This window comes from Paraburkholderia sp., assembly GCF_034668105.1.
In the GTDB taxonomy this organism is placed as follows: Bacteria; Pseudomonadota; Gammaproteobacteria; order Burkholderiales; family Burkholderiaceae; genus Paraburkholderia.
The window spans coordinates 1-17,937 of record NZ_JAXDPY010000135.1 but is presented as its reverse complement, the minus strand read 5'-3'; the positions used below and the strand labels follow the sequence as shown (position 1 = coordinate 17,937).

The 17,937-nt window shown below is 64.1% G+C and carries 16 protein-coding genes and 1 pseudogene; 11 read left to right on the top strand and 6 right to left on the bottom strand.

The annotated features are described in order from the left end of the window. Positions 1–130: 130 nt before the first annotated feature. The 4 genes from QOC89_RS06430 to QOC89_RS06415 all read left to right on the top strand — a co-directional run bounded on the left by QOC89_RS06430 (position 131) and on the right by QOC89_RS06415 (position 5,913). Positions 131–262, top strand: coding sequence for a hypothetical protein (locus QOC89_RS06430; protein WP_323044260.1), 132 nt, complete (start codon positions 131–133; stop codon positions 260–262). A gap of 295 nt (positions 263–557) precedes the next feature. Then, the gene (locus tag QOC89_RS06425) at positions 558–1,151 is read left to right on the top strand and encodes a DUF2760 domain-containing protein (protein ID WP_323044259.1); all 594 of its coding nucleotides are present in this window, start codon (positions 558–560) and stop codon (positions 1,149–1,151) included. Continuing rightward, positions 1,148–2,998 (top strand): Hsp70 family protein, encoded by a 1,851-nt coding sequence (locus tag QOC89_RS06420; RefSeq protein WP_323044258.1) that lies wholly within the window; start codon positions 1,148–1,150, stop codon positions 2,996–2,998. Before QOC89_RS06425 ends, QOC89_RS06420 begins: the two co-directional genes overlap by 4 nt. Beyond that, positions 2,995–5,913, top strand: a complete 2,919-nt coding sequence (locus tag QOC89_RS06415; RefSeq protein ID WP_323044257.1) for an Hsp70 family protein — start codon at positions 2,995–2,997, stop codon at positions 5,911–5,913. Before QOC89_RS06420 ends, QOC89_RS06415 begins: the two co-directional genes overlap by 4 nt. On the opposite strand, the gene QOC89_RS06410 is transcribed toward QOC89_RS06415, so the two are convergent. Next, the gene (locus QOC89_RS06410) at positions 5,910–6,656 is read right to left on the bottom strand and encodes a glucose 1-dehydrogenase (protein ID WP_323044256.1); all 747 of its coding nucleotides are present in this window, start codon (positions 6,654–6,656) and stop codon (positions 5,910–5,912) included. The genes QOC89_RS06415 and QOC89_RS06410 overlap by 4 nt on opposite strands. Before the next feature lie 364 nt (positions 6,657–7,020). Continuing rightward, positions 7,021–7,773 (bottom strand): sulfite exporter TauE/SafE family protein, encoded by a 753-nt coding sequence (locus QOC89_RS06405; RefSeq protein WP_323044255.1) that lies wholly within the window; start codon positions 7,771–7,773, stop codon positions 7,021–7,023. A 166-nt stretch (positions 7,774–7,939) separates the two neighbouring features. Here QOC89_RS06405 and QOC89_RS06400 point away from each other — a divergent pair, with 166 nt between their 5' ends. Beyond that, a complete protein-coding gene (locus QOC89_RS06400) occupies positions 7,940–8,824 on the top strand; it encodes a LysR family transcriptional regulator (protein WP_323044261.1) in 885 nt (294 codons plus the stop codon). Between the two features lie 176 nt (positions 8,825–9,000). Further along, positions 9,001–9,978 carry a PDR/VanB family oxidoreductase gene (locus tag QOC89_RS06395; RefSeq protein ID WP_323044254.1) on the top strand — a complete coding sequence of 326 codons (978 nt, stop codon included), beginning with the start codon at positions 9,001–9,003 and terminating at the stop codon, positions 9,976–9,978. Between the two features lie 63 nt (positions 9,979–10,041). On the opposite strand, the gene catC is transcribed toward QOC89_RS06395, so the two are convergent. The 3 genes from catC to catB2 form a co-directional block, all read right to left on the bottom strand. Then, positions 10,042–10,332 carry a muconolactone Delta-isomerase gene (gene catC / locus QOC89_RS06390; RefSeq protein WP_323044253.1) on the bottom strand — a complete coding sequence of 97 codons (291 nt, stop codon included), beginning with the start codon at positions 10,330–10,332 and terminating at the stop codon, positions 10,042–10,044. Positions 10,333–10,462: 130 nt separating this feature from the next. Further along, the gene (catA, locus tag QOC89_RS06385) at positions 10,463–11,371 is read right to left on the bottom strand and encodes a catechol 1,2-dioxygenase (RefSeq protein ID WP_323044252.1); all 909 of its coding nucleotides are present in this window, start codon (positions 11,369–11,371) and stop codon (positions 10,463–10,465) included. Positions 11,372–11,418: 47 nt separating this feature from the next. Further along, complete coding sequence (gene catB2, locus QOC89_RS06380; RefSeq protein ID WP_323044251.1) at positions 11,419–12,576, bottom strand: muconate cycloisomerase CatB2; 1,158 nt, start codon at positions 12,574–12,576, stop codon at positions 11,419–11,421. 102 nt (positions 12,577–12,678) lie between these two features. Here catB2 and QOC89_RS06375 point away from each other — a divergent pair, with 102 nt between their 5' ends. After that, on the top strand, positions 12,679–13,566 hold the full coding sequence (locus QOC89_RS06375) for a LysR family transcriptional regulator (protein WP_323044250.1): 888 nt from the start codon (positions 12,679–12,681) through the stop codon (positions 13,564–13,566). Positions 13,567–13,587: 21 nt separating this feature from the next. Here the strand turns inward: QOC89_RS06375 and QOC89_RS06370 are convergent, their stop codons facing one another. Beyond that, positions 13,588–14,508 (bottom strand): LysR family transcriptional regulator, encoded by a 921-nt coding sequence (locus tag QOC89_RS06370; RefSeq protein ID WP_323044249.1) that lies wholly within the window; start codon positions 14,506–14,508, stop codon positions 13,588–13,590. A gap of 105 nt (positions 14,509–14,613) precedes the next feature. Between QOC89_RS06370 and QOC89_RS06365 the strand changes: the two genes are divergently transcribed. The 4 genes and pseudogenes from QOC89_RS06365 to QOC89_RS06350 form a co-directional block, all read left to right on the top strand. After that, a complete protein-coding gene (locus QOC89_RS06365; RefSeq protein ID WP_323044248.1) occupies positions 14,614–15,897 on the top strand; it encodes an aromatic ring-hydroxylating dioxygenase subunit alpha in 1,284 nt (427 codons plus the stop codon). Next, positions 15,894–16,394, top strand: coding sequence for an aromatic-ring-hydroxylating dioxygenase subunit beta (locus tag QOC89_RS06360; RefSeq protein ID WP_323044247.1), 501 nt, complete (start codon positions 15,894–15,896; stop codon positions 16,392–16,394). Before QOC89_RS06365 ends, QOC89_RS06360 begins: the two co-directional genes overlap by 4 nt. A 76-nt stretch (positions 16,395–16,470) precedes the next feature. Further along, positions 16,471–16,608 (top strand): annotated as a pseudogene (locus QOC89_RS06355) (tautomerase family protein); the annotation flags it as partial. A gap of 32 nt (positions 16,609–16,640) precedes the next feature. Beyond that, positions 16,641–17,937: MFS transporter (locus tag QOC89_RS06350; protein ID WP_323044246.1), on the top strand; the 1,297-nt coding region annotated here is incomplete at its 3' end.

The following is a 17,937-nucleotide window of genomic DNA, read 5'->3' as shown; positions in this document are numbered from 1 at the left end:
TAGTCTGTCAAAAGCAGCGGGCACCTGATTCAGCGAACGGACCTCTGAATGACGGGTGTATGCAAGATGCCGGTACGCAATCCGCATTCCTGTCCATTGACTGTTGGCGCATGCACCCGGCCAACAGGTCATGGCGGCGTCGGCTTCGCGCCATCCCGGTTGCGTCTCCTCGGATCTCGTGTTTCCGGCGAGCCGCGCCACCCCGAAACTGCGCGCGTTTATCGATCAGGTGGTGGCCGAATTCGGGCCGCACGTCGCCTGAAAGGAGCCGCCGCACTTAGCTGGCAAGCGCCCTCCGCGACCCGCCAATCTCCACCCATTCACCGCTAGAATTGCCGGCTTTGTCCGCTTCGGGCGCGCGACAAGGCAAAATACGGGTTTTGCGCGCGCCAAACGCGCCGTAAGACCGGACGAATCAAACCTCGGCGGCATGCGTGCCGCCGACCCTCGCAAAAACGCACGACGACGGCCCGGCAACCTCATCAGGCCCGCCGGGCTCGTCGGGTGCGGCGCAGCCAGGACAGCTCGTCCTTTAATAGAGCCCCTCAGGAGCCTTCATGACCGATTCGAACCCCTCTTTCCTCGGCAGGATTTCCCTTGCCGTCAGTACGTTTTTCAGCATTCTCGGCGATGGCGAATTCGCGGCCGGCGTGCTGCGTCTGCGTAACGGTGGCGCCGCTGCCGCGAGCGCAGCCCCTGCGCCCGCAGCCGCGCCCGCTTCGGCAGCCGCACCGGCGCCCGCGCCTCAGCCGGCCCCCGTGATCAAGGAAGCGAGCCCCGACGCCGCGCTCCAGCTGCTCGGTCTGCTGCAACGCGACGCACGCTTCATCGATTTCGTCGAAGAAGACATCAAGGGCTATAGCGACGCCGACATCGGCGCTGCCGCCCGCCTCGTGCACGACGGCTGCCGCGCGACGCTGCGCGAGCATTTCACGATCCGCCCGGTACGCGACGAAGCCGAAGGCAGCCGCGTGACGCTCGCCGAAGGTTTCGACGCCAGCTCGGTTCGCCTGACCGGCAACGTGGTCGGCAAGGCGCCGTTCAACGGCAGCATCAGCCACCGCGGCTGGCGTGTCGAAGAAGTGCGTCTGCCCAAGCTGACCGACAGCCACAACGCCAAGGTGATCGCACCGGCCGAGGTGGAGCTATGAGCGACGCACGTTATTCCATCGGTATCGATCTGGGCACCACGCACTGCGCGCTGTCCTACGTGGACACCACGGCCAGCGACGGCGAAAAAACCGCCCAGGGCGTGCTGCCGGTCGCGCAATTGACCGGCCCCGGCGCGATCGACAACCTCGATCTGCTGCCCTCGTTCCTCTACCTGCCGCATCCGGACGAACTCGCCTCCGGCGACCTGTACCTGCCGTGGACCGGCCAACGCGAATTCGCGGTCGGCGAATTCGCCCGCAGCCGCGGCGCGGCCACGCCGATCCGGCTCGTGTCGAGCGCGAAGAGCTGGCTGTGTCATCCGGGCGTCGACCGTCGCGCGGCGATTCTGCCGAACGACGCGCCGCCCGAAGTGGCGCGCGTCTCGCCGCTCGAAAGCTCGGTGCGCTATCTGACCCACTTGCGCGAAGCGTGGGACCACGCGCATCCGGACGCCCCGTTCAGCCAGCAGGACATCACGGTGACGATCCCCGCGTCGTTCGATCCCGCCGCGCGCGAACTCACCGCCGAAGCTGCGGAAGCCGCCGGTTACGGCCGCATGACGCTGCTCGAAGAACCGCAAGCCGCGCTGTATAGCTGGATTCAGAAGAGCGGCGGCCAATGGCGCAAGCAGGTCAAGGTCGGCGACATCATTCTCGTGGTCGACGTGGGCGGCGGCACGACCGACCTCTCGCTGATCGCGGTGATCGAGCGCGACGGCAATCTCGAACTGCATCGCGTCGCGGTCGGCGAACACATTCTGCTGGGCGGCGACAACATGGATCTCGCGCTCGCCCACGTGGTGGCGCGCAAGCTCGCCGCAGCCGGGACGCAAGCCGACGCGTGGCAACTGCGCGCCCTCACCTACGCCTGCCGCTCGGCGAAGGAAACGCTGCTGAGCGATCCTACGACCGATACCGTGCCGCTCGTCGTGCCGAGCCGTGGTTCGAAGCTGATCGGCGGGTCGATCCGTACCGAGCTGACGCGCGCGGAGTTGACCCAGACGATCCTCGAAGGCTTCTTCCCGCAAGTGGATAGCGCGGCGCGTCCGGTGAGCCGCGCGCGTGCCGGTCTGACGCAACTCGGCCTGCCGTATGCGCAGGACGCGGGCATCACGCGGCATCTGGCGGCTTTCCTCGGGCGTCAGGTCGGCGCGCTGGCCGAACTCGAAGGCCTGCGCGAGATCGCCACGGCAGAAGGCGCGAGCTTCCTGCATCCCACTGCCGTGCTGTTCAACGGCGGCGTGTTCAAGTCGCCGTTGCTGGTGGAGCGGATCATGGGCACGCTCAATGGCTGGCTCGGCGCCGAAGGTGCGCCGCCGGCCCGCCTGCTCGAAGGTGCCGACCTCGATCTCGCCGTGGCGCGCGGCGCGGCCTATTACGGCTATGTGCGGCGCGGCAAAGGCGTGCGCATTCGCGGCGGCACCGCGCGCGCGTACTACATCGCAATCGAATCGGCGATGCCGGCCGTGCCCGGTCTCGAGCCGCCGGTGCAGGCGCTCTGCGTCGCACCGTTCGGCATGGAGGAAGGCACCGACGCCGAATTGCCGGCGCAAGAGTTCGGGCTGGTTGTCGGCGAGCCGGTGCACTTTCGTTTCTTCGGATCGTCGGTGCGCCGTCAGGATCAGGTCGGCACGCTGCTCGACTACTGGGGCCCCGAAGAACTGCAGGAACTCGAGGAAATCCAGGCGACGCTGCCCTCTGCCGGCCGCACCGCCGGTGAAATCGTCCCGGTGAAGCTGCATGCGCGCGTGACGGAAACCGGCACGCTCGAACTCGAAGCCATGCCCCGAGGCACCGACGAACGCTGGAAGGTCGAGTTCGACGTGCGCGGCGGCGCCAATGCATGACCGCAATGAAGCGCTATAGCGTCGGTATTGATCTCGGCACCAGTAACACGGTGCTGGCTTATGCCGCGGCGGGCGATCCCGCGGCGGGCGGCCGCGCGGCGGGCGCGCCGGAGATTCACGTCTTCGAGATCGAGCAGCTGGTGAGTCCCGGCGAAGTCGCCGCGCGGCCGCTGCTGCCTTCGGTGCGCTATCACGCGGCGCCGGGCGAGTTGAGCGCGGGCGATCTGCAGTTGCCCTGGAGCACAGCGAAGGGTTCTATCGATACCGATACCGATAGCGCTGAAAGCCCGCCGGTCGTCATCGGCCGGCTCGCGCGCTCGCTCGGTGGGCAGGTGCCGGGACGGCTGGTGGCGAGTGCGAAGAGCTGGCTCTCGCATGCTTCAGTGGACCGCACCGCGCCGATCCTGCCGTGGGGCGCCGCCGACGAGGTTCGCAAGGTCTCGCCGGTCGAAGCCAGCGCGAGCTATCTGGCGCATGTGCGAGCGGCCTGGAATCAGCGCTTTCCGGACGCGCCGCTCGAAGCACAGGACGTCGTGCTGACGGTGCCCGCTTCTTTCGACGAAGGCGCGCGAGCGCTGACGGTGCAGGCGGCGCGTGAAGCCGGCTTGCCCACGTTAAGACTGCTGGAAGAGCCGCAGGCCGCGTTTTACGACTGGTTGTTTCATCATCGCGAGAGCCTTGCGGCTGAACTCGCGAATACGCGGCTCGTGCTGATCTGCGACGTGGGCGGCGGCACCACCGACCTCACGCTGATCGAAGTCAGCATGCGCGACGGCGAGCCGGAGCTCACACGCATCGGCGTGGGCAATCATCTGATGCTCGGCGGCGACAATATGGATCTCGCGCTCGCGCATCGGGTCGAGGCGCGTCTGCCGCAAGCTGGCGGCGAACGCACGCGCTTGTCGGCGGCAAGTCTGTCGCAACTGGTCGAGCGTTGCCGCGCCGCGAAGGAACAGCTGCTCGGCCCGCAGGCGCCGGCGTCCGCTTCGATCACGCTGCTCGGCGCGGGCTCGAAGCTGATCGGCGGTGCGCGCACGGCGCAGATCACCCGCGAGGAAGTCGAACAGATCATCGTCGACGGATTCTTTCCAGCCGTGGCCTCGAACGAACGGCCCGGCAGAGCGCGCGGCGCGATCGTCGAATTCGGCCTGCCCTATGCCACCGATGCGGCGGTCACGCGTCATGTCGCGGCGTTTCTGAGCCGCTTCGCGGCGCAGTCGCGCAAGGCGCTCGGTTCTGACGCTGCCGATTCCTCCGCTACGGGCGAAGCCCAGGACACGCCTCTGCCGGTGCCTGACACGCTGCTGCTGAACGGCGGCGTGTTTCGCGCCCACGCGCTCACGCAGCGCTTGTCCAACACCTTGGGCACATGGCGCGGCGCAGCGCTCAACGTGCTGCACAACGACAATCCGGACGTCGCCGTGGCGCGCGGCGCGGTGGCTTATGCGCTCGCCCGCGCGGGCCAGGCGCCGAAAATCGGCGGCGGTTCTGCACGCAGTTATTTCCTCGTACTGGACGAAGCCGGTGACGGCGCGCGCGACGCCGAACCGGCGCAACGCGGCCTCTGCCTGCTGCCGCGCGGCACGGAAGAAGGCCACGAGATCCGGATCGGAGACCGCACCTTCGCGCTGCGTCTCGGCCATCCGGTGCGCTTTCATTTGGCCTCTTCAAGCGCGGACACGGTCTATCGACCCGGCGAGTTAGCCGACCTTGCGCAAGGCGACTTCGTTCGGCTGCCGCCTATCGCGACGATCGTGCAAGCGCGCGGCGCGAGCACCTCGCGCGCTGAAACCAGAGTACAGATCGCCACGTCGCTCACGGAAGTCGGCACGCTCGAAGTCCACTGCATCGAACTCGACAATCCGGCGCAGCGCTGGCTGCTCGAATTCCAGCTGCGTCGCGAGGCTGCGCAGGTCGATCTGTCAGCGGACCCGCTACAAGCCCGGCACCCCGCGCTCGATGAAGCAATTGAACATATCGACCGCAGTTTCGGTTCGCGTGCGCAAAAGGTCGATCCCAAGGAAGTCAAACGCCTGCGCGCGCAACTCGAACAGCTAGTGGGGCCGCGCGAGAGCTGGAATAGCGCGCTGCTGCGTGAATTGTTCGGCGCGCTGTGGGAACGCACCCGCCGCCGCAGGCGCTCGGCGGATCACGAACGGTTGTGGCTGAATCTCGCCGGCTATTGCGTCCGTCCGGGTTTCGGCTACCCGCTCGACGAATGGCGGGTCGAGCAACTGTGGTCGCTGTTCGACGACGGCATTCAGTACGTCAACGACGCTCAGGTCTGGTCGGAATGGTGGACGCTCTGGCGCCGCGCGGCGGGTGGCCTCGACGAAACCGCGCAACTGCGCGTGCTCGACGCGATGGCCTATCTGCAAACGGCCGCGCAGTCACGCCACAAGCTACCGTTCGATGTGTCGAAAACCGGCTTCACCGACATGGTCCGGCTGAGCGCATCGCTCGAACGCATTCCGGTCGAACGCAAGATCGAACTCGGCGAATCGGTGCTCACCCGTTTGAAGAAACCGGCTGAAAATCATCAGAGCTGGTGGGCGGTCGGGCGCATTGGCGCGCGGCGGCCATTCTACGGCAGCGCGCATGGTGTCGTGCCGCCGGAGGTCGCGGCGCTTTGGCTGAACACGATCCTCGCGCTCGATTGGAAGAAAATCGACCCCGCGGCATTCGCGGCCGTGCAGATCGCTCGCATGACCGGCGACCGCTCGCGCGACTTGCCCGACGATTTGCGTCATACCGTGGTGCGCCGGCTCGAAGCAGCCAACGCGCCACGCGCGTGGATCACGATGGTCAGCGAGGTCGTGGAGCTCGATAACGCCGACGAAGGCCGCGTGTTCGGCGAATCGCTGCCTGCGGGGCTGAAGCTGATTACGGCAGCACGCCGCACATCTCCCGCTTAACGCGAACCGCCGCTGGCAATCAGGCTTTCGCCGGTCATCCAGCGCGAATCGTCTGACGCCAGGAACACCGCAACATCGGCGATATCGTCAGGTTGACCGATGCGGCCGAGCGGTGTCGTGCTGACCGCCCACGTCTCGAAGTCCGAGCCGACGAAGCCGGCAGCATGCGTGCCTTCCGTTTCCACCATGCCGGGATTCACCGAGTTGACGCGAATCTTGCGCGGGCCGAGTTCCTTCGCGAGAACGCCCGTGATGCTGTCCACCGCGCCCTTGGTGGCCGTATACACCGTGCTGCCCGGCGGCGTGATGCGGCTGACCACGGAACTGACGTTCACGATGCTGCCGCCTTCGCCCAGATGCTTCACCGCCGCTTGCGTGACCAGCAGCAGACCCAGCACGTTCACGTTGAAGTGCTTGTGGAAGTGCGCTTCGGTGATCTCTTCGATCGGCGCCATCTCATACACGCCCGAGTTGTTGACGAGAATGTCGAGGCGGCCATAGGTTTCGACTGCCGTATCGATGATGCCCTTTGCGTCGGCCGCCTTGGACACATCGCCGCCAACGGCAACCGCCTTGCCGCCCGCCGCGGTGATGGCGGCGACCACGTCGTCCGCGCCCGTCTTGCTGGACGCATAGTTCACCACCACGGATGCACCCTGTGCCGCCAATGCCTTCGCAATCGCCGCGCCAATGCCTTTCGATGCGCCCGTTACAACCGCAACCTTACCTGTGAGCTTGCTCATGATCGTGTCCTTTGGATGGAGTTCGCGCCAACGTCGCCGTGGCGAAAGATTCGCCAGGTCGACGTCGATGAAACCGCAGTGGCGCTGTCACTGGACACAATGTAGGCATGCCGGGCTTGGGGATAAAGCGGCTGAAGGCGAATAGATACGTCGGATGGACCGAACAATCGGAAAGACGCCCTGCCCACGACAGCGCGCGAAGATCAGACAAATGCGTGCCAGATGCCGCAAACGAGCGCGTGACGTCAGCGTTTGCGCATCAGCGCGACCTGCGCCGTCACGCTTGCCAGCACCGCCAATGCACCCAGCGTATCCAGAATAGCCGACCACATGATCCTGCCCTCCTTGACTCTCCAGGCTACCTCTATGAGACGAACGCACGCGCCAGCAACTGAATGCCGAGGCCAAGCAGGCAGATAAAGAACCAGCGCCGGAAAGTCTCCGGACCGATGCGCCCGCGCACCCGCTGTCCGATCCACATGCCGATCAGGGCGGGCACCACGGCGAACAGCGATTCGCCCAGATCGCCGACGGCAAACGCGTGCTCGCGCGCCAATCCGATCGCGAGGGCGATGGTGGAAACGGTGAAGGACAGGCCGAGCGCCTGAACCAGGTCCTCTTTGTTCAACGCGAGCCCTTGCAGATAAGGCACCGCGGGCACGACAAATACACCTGTACCACCGGTGATCACGCCGGTGACCGCGCCGACCACCGGCGAGAGCCAGCGCTCGTGACGTGGCGGCACCGGGAAGCGCCAAGCCATCAAGCCGGCCGCGGCGTAGAGCGTCAGCGCGGCACCCAGGCCGACGACGGCCCATGCGCCGCCCCCGCCGGCAATGAACGACGCAGCGCCCACCGTGCCCGCCACGATGCCCGCCATCATCAGCCACAAGCGCTTGACCAGCATCCGCACGCCGGGTCCCGCGAACAGCTGCCAGACGTTGGTCACGAACGACGGCAACAACAGCATCGCGGCCGCTTGGGCCGGCAGCATCAACGTGCCGAGCACGCCCATCGCGACTGTCGGCAGGCCCATGCCGGTCACGCCCTTGACGAAGCCGGCGACGACAAAGGTGGCCGCAACCACGCTCACGCGCATAGCAAACGAAGAGATCATGGGGACGAGGTTCCGGATGTCATGCCAGCGATTTTCGATTGCCGCGGCGCCGTCCACAATGCGTAAGATACGTACTGTGCCTTAGGCTATGCCTAAGGCTCGAACTCAGCCGCGATTGCAGCCCAACTTGCAACCTCAATCGCAGTTCCAACTCACATCCGACTCCATGCGCTTCGATCTGATCGACCTCCGCCTTTTCCTTCACATTCTCGACACCGGCAGCATCACGCATGGCGCTGCGCGCGCGAACATGTCGCTGCCGTCGGCCAGCGCGCGTTTGCGCGGCATGGAGGACGCCTTGGGTGAGCCATTGCTGGAGCGCGGCCGGCGCGGTGTGGAATCCACGGCGACAGGCGATACGCTCGCGCATCACGCGCGACTCGTACTGGGCCAGATAGACCGCATGGAAGGCGAGCTCGGCGAACATCAGGCCGGGCGCAAAGCGTGCATCCGCTTGTGGACCAATACCGCCGCGATCACGGAGTTCTTGCCGTCGGCGGTCGGCCTGTTTTTGCGCGACCACCCCAACGTGCAGATCGATCTGAAGGAGCGGCAAAGCTCCGAAACCGTGAAAGCGGTGCTGACCGGCGCAGCGGAGATCGGCATCATCTCGGATGCCGTCGAACATGGCGCGTTGCAGACGCTGCCCTTCGCCGTCGACAAACTGGTGCTGGTCACGAGTCGTGACGACCCACTGGCCGCGCGGCGCCGCGTGACGCTCGCGGAAGTGGCCGATCGTGAATTCATTGGGCTGAGTACGGGCAGCGCGCTGCACGCCTATCTGGGCGAACGCGCATTGCTATCCGGACAGGCACTCAGCATTCGCGCGCACATGCGAACCTTCGAAAACATCTGCTGCATGGTCGAACAGGGCGCGGGCATCGCGATCGTGCCGGCCACCGCCGCGAAACGCTATCGCGGCGCGCCGGGCATTCGCACGATCGAATTGACGGACACCTGGGCCACGCGCGAGTTGCTGATCTGCATGCGTGACCTGAACGCGCTGAAGCGGCCGGAAAAGGCCTTGGTCCGGCATCTGGCGGGGATCTAAGGACGCAATCATGCACGCCTTGGACACAGTTATTATCAGTCACACTTATTCCACAACCGATTTTTAATCGATTTGCCTGATTGTCGGCGGTTTCTTATCCTTAGCGCACAACCGGACGCCGCTCTATGCATGCGGTGCCCGCTCTGCTCCACGCTGTCCTTTTTGCCGGCAAGATCATGGAAAGAACCACCTTCAACGTGCGCGTCGACAGCGTACGTGACGAAGCACACGGCGTGCGCTCGTTCAGCGTGTCGCGTCTGGACGGTCAACCGTTCGATCACTACGAACCAGGTGCGCACATCGACGTCACTGGCCCTTCGGGCGTCACGCGCCAATATTCGCTGTGTGGCGACCCGGATCATCGTGACGCGCATCTCTTCGCGGTGAAACGCGAAGAGGCGTCGCGCGGCGGGTCGCGTTCGCTGCACGACGAAGTCAGCGTCGGCAGCGAATTGACGATAGGCGCGCCGCGCAATCTGTTCCAGCTCGCCGCCGGCGCGAGCGAGCACATTCTGATTGCCGCGGGCATCGGCGTCACGCCGCTCCTGAGCATGGCGTACCGTTTGCTCAAACAGAACCAGCCGTTCGTATTGCACTATTTCGCCCGCAGCGCCGAGCATGCCGCGTTCTTGCCGCTGCTGTCGCGCGCACCATTCAGCGATTTCGTGCGGTTTCATTTTGGCGTCGAACCAGATCAACTGAACACGGCGCTAGCCGAATGCGTCGCCAACGCACGCGCCGGCACGCACATCTATACCTGCGGCCCGGGGCCTTTCATGGAACGTGTCGTGGCGAGCGGCGAAACGCGTGTTGCGGCTGACGCGATCCATCTCGAACGTTTCGCGGCGGACCCTTCTCCGGCTGCTACCGGTGAAGCGAATTCGCTCGACGCATTCGACGTGCGGATCGCCAGCAGCGGCGCAACGGTACACGTGGATAAACACACGACGATCGTCGCGGCGCTGGCGTCGATCGGGATTGAAGTCGACACCTCATGCGGTGAAGGCGTGTGCGGCACCTGCATGGTCGACGTGGTGAGCGGCACGCCCGAGCATCGCGACCATTGCCTGAGTAAAGCGGAACGCGCGGGCGGCAAAGTGATCTGTTGCTGCGTGTCACGCGCGAGCTCGCCGTTGCTGGTACTCGATCTTTAAGCCTGACTCCGATGCAAACCGGTGCTGCATTCGCAGCACCTTCTTCTAGCGCTTTGCGAGCGCTTATCGGTCGTCGTCGCGAATCGACGATGCATGCCGGCACAGCGCGCGCACTTCAACATCCATATACGGAAACAGCGGCAACTGGCTCAGCACGTCATGCAGATGCGCGGGGCTTTCCACATCGAACACGCTGATATTCGCGTAGCGCCCGGCGATGCGCCACAGGTGCCGCCATACCCCCTCCTGCTGCAGCTTCTGTGACATCGCCTTTTCATCGGACTTCAGGCGCGCGGCGCGCTCGGCGTCCATATCGATCGGCAGATTGACGGTCATCTCAACATGAAACAGCATGCTTGCTCTCCTTCTGATCGGTCATAAAAGAACCCTGGCTGCCCGGCAAACCATGCCGCGCAGCCAGGGCCGATAGATTTCATGCGATACGTCCACGCCTTTCAGGCGTCGACGCGTCTGACGGTGAGCCTCAGGCTTCGGCGCGCACGCGCTCCACTTCAGCGCCCGGCAGGTTGTCGCGTTCCTTGAACAGCGTGAAGTCGAAGTCGATCAACGCGAACTGGCCTTCCACGCCATACGGCTTGCCTTGCGCCCCTTCGGCCTGCTTGACGGCCGGCACGAGGCCGTCGCGGGTGGCGAACGCAAAGTCGTCCCACAGATACGGGTCGCCGTCGATATTGATCTGCGTGGTCAGCTTGCGGCAGCCCGGCGCCGACACGAAGAAGTGGATATGCGCCGGACGATGTCCGTGACGGCCCAACTGATCGAGCAACAACTGCGTCTGTCCTTGCGGCGGCACCGAGTAACCCACCGGCACCACGCTGCGGAAGCTGTACTTGCCTTCGGCATCGGTACGGATCGAGCGGCGCAGATTGAAGGCCGGCTGCGATTTGTCGAAGTACGAGTAATTGCCGAGGTGGTTCGCGTGCCACACTTCAACCAGCGCATTGGCCAGCGGCTTGCCGTCTTCGCCGAGCACGCGGCCGCGCATCACCAGCGTCTGACCGGGATCGGTGCCGTCATCGAGGCGTGCATGGCCGTCGGACAGCGGCGCGCCCGCCACATACAACGGACCTTCGATGGTGCGCGGCGTGCCGCCTTCGATACCGGCTTTCGCTTCGGCTTCGTCGAGGCGCAGATCGAGAAAATGCTCGAAGCCGAGGCCCGCGGCCAGCAGACCGAGCTCGCCGCTCCTGCCTGCTTCGCCCAGATAGTTCAGCGCGGTCCAGAACTCGTCCGGCTGCACGTCGAGGTCTTCGATCGTGTAGAACAGGTCGCGAATGATGCGGTTGACGACCTGCTTGGTGCGCGGATTACCTTCACTGGTGGCGCTGTCGTTGATCTTTTGCAGCAGTGCGTCGATGGCTTGCTTGTTCATGGGGTATCTCCTTCGTTTAATGTGCCTGGCGGCTAGCGGATGAACCGTCAGTTCGTGGTGACGCTTGCGCCCTTCTTCGTATCGCGCCGCAAGCGGTCGATCTTCTCCCAGTCGAGCGTGATGCCGAGACCCGGCCCTTCTGGAAGATGCAAGGCAAAATTCTCGTAACGTAGCGGCTCGGTGAGAATCTCTTCAGTCAACAGCAACGGCCCGAACAGTTCAGTGCCCCACTTCAGTTCGCCGAACGTGCTGAAGAGTTGCGCCGAAGCGATCGTGCCGACCGCGCCTTCGAGCATCGTGCCGCCATACAGGTCGATGTTCGCGGCCGTTGCGATTGCCGCCACATGGGCCGCGCCGGTCAAACCGCCTGATTGCGCGATCTTCACGGCGAACACGTCGGCGGCACGCGCGCTGGCGATGGCGAAGGCATCGGCCGGGCCATGCAACGCTTCGTCGGCCATGATCGGCACGTGCGAAAGATCGGTCAGGCGTTTGAGGCCACCGCGATTCTCCGCGGCGATCGGCTGCTCGATCAATGCAACGCCCGCATCGGCCAGACGCTTGCCGGCCCAGATCGCTTCGGATTCAGTCCATGCCTGATTCACGTCGACCCGTACTTCGCCGCGTCCTTCCACGGCTTTCTGGATCGCCACGACATGCGCGACGTCGTCGGCCACCGCGCGCGAACCGATCTTCAGTTTGAATACGCGATGCCGCTTCGCCTCGAACACGCGCTCGGCTTCGTCGATATCGCGCGTCGTGTCGCCGCTCGCGAGGGTCCATGCAACATCCACGGAATCGCGCACGCGGCCGCCGAACAGCTCCGACAACGGCACGCCGAGACGCTGCGCCTGGGCATCGAACAACGCGGTTTCAAGTGCGGATCTGGCAAAACGGTTGCCCTGAAACAGCGCGCGCAGCTTCGCCATTGCCGCGCCTGGGCGGGTCGCGTCCATGCCTTTGAGCAGCGGCGCGAAGTACGTATCGATATTGACCTTGATACTTTCCGGGCTTTCCTCGCCATACGCGAGACCGCCGATGGTCGTGCCCTCGCCCACGCCAACCACGCCGTCCGCGCAACGGATACGCACCAGCACGAGCGTCTGGCAGTTCATCGTTGCGACCGAGAGACGGTGAGGACGAATCGTCGGGACGTCGACGAGAATCGTCTCCACGCTCTCGATCTTCACGGGTGTTGCTATCATTCGTTGCTCTCCTGAACTGCTTGACCGAGGGCTCCATAGTAGAAACAACCCGCGAAGCAGTCCAACACCGATTCCGACTACTTCCATACCTTAGGGGTATGCATGGAACTTCGCCAACTCCGCTATTTCATCGCGGTCGCCGAAGAAATGAACATCACGCGGGCCGCCAATCGCCTGCATATGACGCAGCCGCCGCTCAGCCGCCAGATCCAGCAGATCGAAGAGAGCGTCGGCCTGCCGCTGTTCGAACGCGGCGCGCGGCCGCTGCGGCTGACCGAAGCCGGCCGGATTTTCTACGCGCAGGCAAGGCGCCTCATCGACGACGCCGACGAGCTCGCCCCGCTCACCCGACGCCTCGCGCAACTGGCGGAGCGCATCGTGATCGGCTTCGTGCCGTCCACGCTCTACCGTGCATTGCCGGCGGTGATCCGAGCGTTTCGCGAGGCCGCGCCGCATATCGAGCTCTCGCTGATCGAAATGTTTACGATCGAGCAGCTCGCGGCTCTCAAGGGCGGCCGTATCGATGTCGGCTTCGGCCGCTTGCGTTTCGACGATGCGCAACTGGCGCGCGAGGTACTCGTCGAAGAACGGATGATTGCGGCACTGCCGCAAGACCATCCGCTCGCAAGACAAAAGAAGCCGCTAACGCTCGCTGCGCTCGCGCACGAAACGCTGATCGTCTATCCGAGCACGCCGCGGCCGAGCTACGCGGACCAGCAACTCTCGGCGATGCACGACCACGCGCTGGAGCCGAAGGCGATTCATGAAGTGAGGGAATTGCAAACCGCGCTGGGTCTGGTGGCGGCGCAAGTCGGCGTATGTCTCGTGCCGGAAAGCGTCGAGGGTTTGCGCGCCCATGGCGTGGTGTACCGGCCGGTTCCGACGGCCAATATCGCGTCGCCGATCATCATGAGCCGGCGCTTGCAGGACGAGTCGCCCGCGACGACGTTGCTGTGTTCGTTGGCACGGGAGTTGTTCAAGCGGGTTTGATACGGCCCGCAGCACTCACTCTCAACGCTCGTCGAAGCGCCGCACGATATCGCCCATCAGATTGCGCAACCACACGTTGCCTTCATCCTGGTCGAAATGCTCATGCCAATGCATCGTGACCGCCGCCATGGGCAACGTGACGGGCAACTCGTAAAGCTGAAATCCGCCGTCCCGATTGAAAATCTGCGCGAGACGCCGTGGCAGCGTGGCGAACAGGTCGGTCACCGCCAGCACGCTCGGCAAGGCCACGAAATGCGGCAATTCCAGCGCGATATGCCGGCCCACGCCCTGCGCGCGAAACGCATCGTCGAGCGCGTAGTGGCTATGCTCGACCGACGTGATCTGCACGTGCGACGCGTCCAGAAACGCCTTCATGCTCAACTCTTTCGTGCGCGGCAAGCCGCGCCGCTTACGCGTCATGCAAACGTAAGTCTCTTCGAACAATGGTTGATGGCGCGTGCGTGCGGTCAGCGTGGGCAGATTGCCGATTGCAAAATCCAGCCGGCTCGCGCGCAACGCGTCTTCGATCTCTTCAACCGGCAAAGGCTCGATGCGCAATTTCACGCGTGGCGCCTGCTGGTGCAACGCCTCGCAAATCGGCGGCAAATACGCCAGCTCGCCCGCATCGGACAGCGATAACCGGAATGTGCGCGTGCTCACCGCCGGATTGAAATGCTCCGCATAGCGCAGCGCTTCACGCACCGTGTCCAGCGCCCGTGCCACGATGCCCGACAGTTCGAGTGCGATCGGTGTGGGCTGCATGCCGGCGCGCGTGCGAATGAACAGCGGATCGTCGAACAGGGTTCGCAAACGCCCGAGCGAGTAACTGATCGCCGGCTGCGACAACGCGAGCCGCTGTCCGGCCCGCGTGAGGCTGCGTTCCTCGACGATTGCCTGGAAAACGCGCAGCAGATTGAGGTCGACGTGGTCCAGCGAATTCATCCAGATATCCATGAGATTGATCTTACAGTTTATTTTAGATCAATTTGACGCATATCAGTGAGTCGGCGAGACTTTGCTTCATCGATCACCCCACCTACGAAACCGATGAGCGAATCCTCATATCAGACCGTCGACACCAGCGCGTTGTATCAGCGCGCGCAGTCCGACCGCGTCGCCCCGTCGCTGTACTACGACCCGGCGGTTTTCGAAACCGAACTCGAGCGCATTTTCTACAAGACGTGGATCTGGGTCGCGCACGAAAGCGAATTGCCGAACCCGGGCGACTTCCGCACCACCACGATTGGCCGCCAGCCGGTGATCGTAGTGCGCGACAAGAGCGGCGCCGTGAACGTGCTGCAAAATCGCTGCCGCCATCGCGGCGCGACGGTATGCGAGCAGCACAAGGGCAATGCGAAAGGCTTCACGTGTCCCTATCACAGCTGGACGTATGGCCTCGACGGCGCATTGCGCGCACTGCCCTACGGCGACGGCTATGAAGGTGTGATCGACAAGACCGAGTTGCCGCTCGCCAGTCTGCGGGTAGGCGTCTATCAAGGTCTGATCTTCGCGAGTTTCAATCAGGAGATCGAGCCGCTCGAAGATTTTCTCGGCGGCGCCAAGCCGTGGATCGATCTGTTCATGAAGCAAGGCGCGGGCTATCCGATCAAAGCCAACGGTGAACATCGCTTCCGCTTTAACGGCAACTGGAAGATCCAGCTCGAAAACACCACCGATCTGTATCACTTCCCGGTGGTCCACAAGTCGTGGATGAAATCGATCGACGACGAAACCGCTGCCGCGATCACGAGCTTCATGACGAGCGACGAAGCCTTCTGCCGCTCGCTCGGCAATGGCCATAGCCTTGCCGTGCTGGTGCCGGAACTCGTCGATCTGGATAAGGACGACGGCGCGCCGATCCCTGAGCGCTTCGAGGAACTTGCCGCTACGCTCGCAAAAAAACACCCGCCTGAAGAAGTGCGCCGCATCGTGCGTTCGCTGATGGGTGTCGGCTTCAACCTGAATCTGTTTCCCAACCTCGCGCTGTCGATGGCATTTTTCCGCGTGCTGCGGCCGATCTCCGCCAACGAGACCGAAATCCGCCACGTCGCCCTCGCGATGGACGGTGGCCCGGAAGAAGCCAACCGCGTGCGTCTGCGCATTCACGAACACTTCCAGGGCCCGTTCGGTTTCGGCAGCCCCGACGACGCCGAAGCATGGGAGCGCGTACAGCGCGGCTCGCATGCCGGCCCCGATCTGCCGATTCTCGTGAACCGTGGCCTGAATCGCGAGAGCACCGCGCCGAACGGCGAAAAGACCGCCCACGCCACCGACGAAACCGGGATGCGCGAAGCGTATGCGCAATGGCGCACGATGATGGAGCAAGCATGATGGACGACAGGAACACGCTGTTCTCGCAGAAGACCTTTGCCGATGCGATCGAACTGATCTGGCGCGAAGCCGAACTGCTGGATCGCAAGGACTATCGAGAGTGGCTTTCGCTGTGGGACCCGGCGGGCTTCTACGTGGTACCGATCGATCCCGACACCACGGATTTCGCCGCCTCGCTGAACTACGCGTACGACGATCAGGACATGCGCGAAAAACGCGTGCAACGCATGATGTCCGGCTATTCGGCCTCGGCAAGCGACGCGGCCCGCACCGTGCGCACGGTCTCGCGTTTCACGCTGACCAGCGATTCGAGCGACGAGGTCGAAGTGAACTCGGCGCAAGTCATCGTGGCGTACAAGCGCGGCAAGTCGATCCTGTTCGCGGCCGATCTCACGCATCGCGTCAATTTCGCGAGTGGCGAGCCGCGCATCGTGCAGAAGGTGATCCGCCTGATCGATTCGACCGAGGCGCTCAGCGCCATCGGCTTCCTGTTGTGACCGATCACGATTCGAGCGAAGCAAATCAATGCCTACACTAGAGATTTATCTTGCAGCCGGCCACGCGGAAGCGACCGCGCTCGTCGCCGCGCTCAGCGAAACCGGTGCCGCCGTGCTCGACACGCCGCTCGAGGCCGCCCGCGTGATGATCAAGGACATTCCGGATACCGATTTCGGCATCGGCGGCCAGATCGCAAAGTCTCCCGGGCGCTAGCGTCCCCTCTCCCCCTACCAGCGAACCCGACGATGCCAAACGACACGCTATCTCCCACGGCCGGATCGCCTGCCGCCCCTGCCGCACCGGCGACCTCGCGCACGCTGCGGCGGATCATCGTCGCCTCCGTGCTCGGCAATGCGCTCGAGTGGTACGACTTCTTTCTGTACGGTACAGCCGCGGCGCTGATCTTTGGCCCGCTGTTCTTCCCGCTGCACGGCGACCCGTTGATGGGCACGCTCGCCGCGTTCGCCGGCTTTGCCATCGGTTTTCTGGCGCGGCCGCTGGGCGGCATCGTATTCGGGCATATCGGCGACCGGCATGGCCGCAAACGCGCCCTCGTCGTCACGTTGATGATGATGGGCGTGGCGACCTTCGGCATTGGCCTGTTGCCGACGTTCTCGCAAATCGGCTTTCTCGCGCCCATCGCGCTGGTCTGTTTGCGGGTCGTGCAAGGCATCGCGTCAGGCGGCGAATGGGGCGGCGGCGTGCTGCTCATTAGTGAAAGCGCGCCCGCGAATCGGCGCGGCTACTATGCGTCGTTCAGTCAGTTGGGCGTGGCGGGCGGCTTCGTGCTGTCGGCCGCCGCGTTCTATCTGGTGCAGCGGCTGCCGCTCGAGAGTTTCATGTCGTGGGGGTGGCGTGTGCCGTTTCTCGCGAGCGTGTTGATTTTCGGCGTCGGTGTCTATATTCGCCGGAGCCTGCCTGAGAGCCGCGATTTCACCGCTGCCAAACCGAAGCACATGCCGGTGCTGACCGTGCTGCGCCAGCACCCCAAACAGGTGTTGCAGGCGATGGGCCTGCGCGTCGCCGAAAACGGCGGCACGTATATCTTTCTGTCGTTCGTGCTGGTGTACGGCAAGTCGATCGGCGTGCCGGTTTCGGTGATGCTTGGCGGCGTGATGCTCGCGATGCTGCTCGAACTCGTCACGATCGTGCTATGGGGCCGGCTATCGGACCTGATTGGACGCCGGCCGGTGTATATGATCGGCGCGCTTGGCCTCGTCGTGATCGCGTTTCCGGCGTTCTGGCTGATCGACACGCATGAACCGCTGCTCGTGTTCCTGTCGCTCGCACTCGGTTTGCCCTTCTGCCACGGTGCGATGATCGGCACGCAGCCCGCGCTGATGGGCGAACTCTTCCCCACCGAAGTCCGCTATTCGGGCATGGCGTTAGGCCACGAAATCGCTTCGGTGTTTTCCGGCGGGCTCGCGCCTGTGGCTGCCATTGCGTTGTATTCACAGGTGCATGCAGCGTGGCCGGTCGCGTTGATGCTGATCGGCTTCGGGCTCATCACCGCGATTACGCTCGTGACCATTCCGAAGAACG

Bases quoted from the DNA above. Each gene is read 5' to 3' on its own strand.
- QOC89_RS06400 (WP_323044261.1), top strand. From the start codon at position 7,940: ATGCGCTTCGATCTGATCGACCTCCGCCTTTTCCTTCACATTCTCGAC.
- QOC89_RS06405 (WP_323044255.1), bottom strand. From the start codon at position 7,773: ATGATCTCTTCGTTTGCTATGCGCGTGAGCGTGGTTGCGGCCACCTTT.
- QOC89_RS06370 (WP_323044249.1), bottom strand. From the start codon at position 14,508: ATGAATTCGCTGGACCACGTCGACCTCAATCTGCTGCGCGTTTTCCAG.
- QOC89_RS06425 (WP_323044259.1), top strand. From the start codon at position 558: ATGACCGATTCGAACCCCTCTTTCCTCGGCAGGATTTCCCTTGCCGTC.
- QOC89_RS06420 (WP_323044258.1), top strand. From the start codon at position 1,148: ATGAGCGACGCACGTTATTCCATCGGTATCGATCTGGGCACCACGCAC.
- QOC89_RS06360 (WP_323044247.1), top strand. From the start codon at position 15,894: ATGATGGACGACAGGAACACGCTGTTCTCGCAGAAGACCTTTGCCGAT.
- QOC89_RS06410 (WP_323044256.1), bottom strand. From the start codon at position 6,656: ATGAGCAAGCTCACAGGTAAGGTTGCGGTTGTAACGGGCGCATCGAAA.
- QOC89_RS06430 (WP_323044260.1), top strand. From the start codon at position 131: ATGGCGGCGTCGGCTTCGCGCCATCCCGGTTGCGTCTCCTCGGATCTC.
- catC (WP_323044253.1), bottom strand. From the start codon at position 10,332: ATGCTGTTTCATGTTGAGATGACCGTCAATCTGCCGATCGATATGGAC.
- QOC89_RS06395 (WP_323044254.1), top strand. From the start codon at position 9,001: ATGGAAAGAACCACCTTCAACGTGCGCGTCGACAGCGTACGTGACGAA.
- QOC89_RS06365 (WP_323044248.1), top strand. From the start codon at position 14,614: ATGAGCGAATCCTCATATCAGACCGTCGACACCAGCGCGTTGTATCAG.
- QOC89_RS06415 (WP_323044257.1), top strand. From the start codon at position 2,995: ATGACCGCAATGAAGCGCTATAGCGTCGGTATTGATCTCGGCACCAGT.
- QOC89_RS06375 (WP_323044250.1), top strand. From the start codon at position 12,679: ATGGAACTTCGCCAACTCCGCTATTTCATCGCGGTCGCCGAAGAAATG.
- catB2 (WP_323044251.1), bottom strand. From the start codon at position 12,576: ATGATAGCAACACCCGTGAAGATCGAGAGCGTGGAGACGATTCTCGTC.
- catA (WP_323044252.1), bottom strand. From the start codon at position 11,371: ATGAACAAGCAAGCCATCGACGCACTGCTGCAAAAGATCAACGACAGC.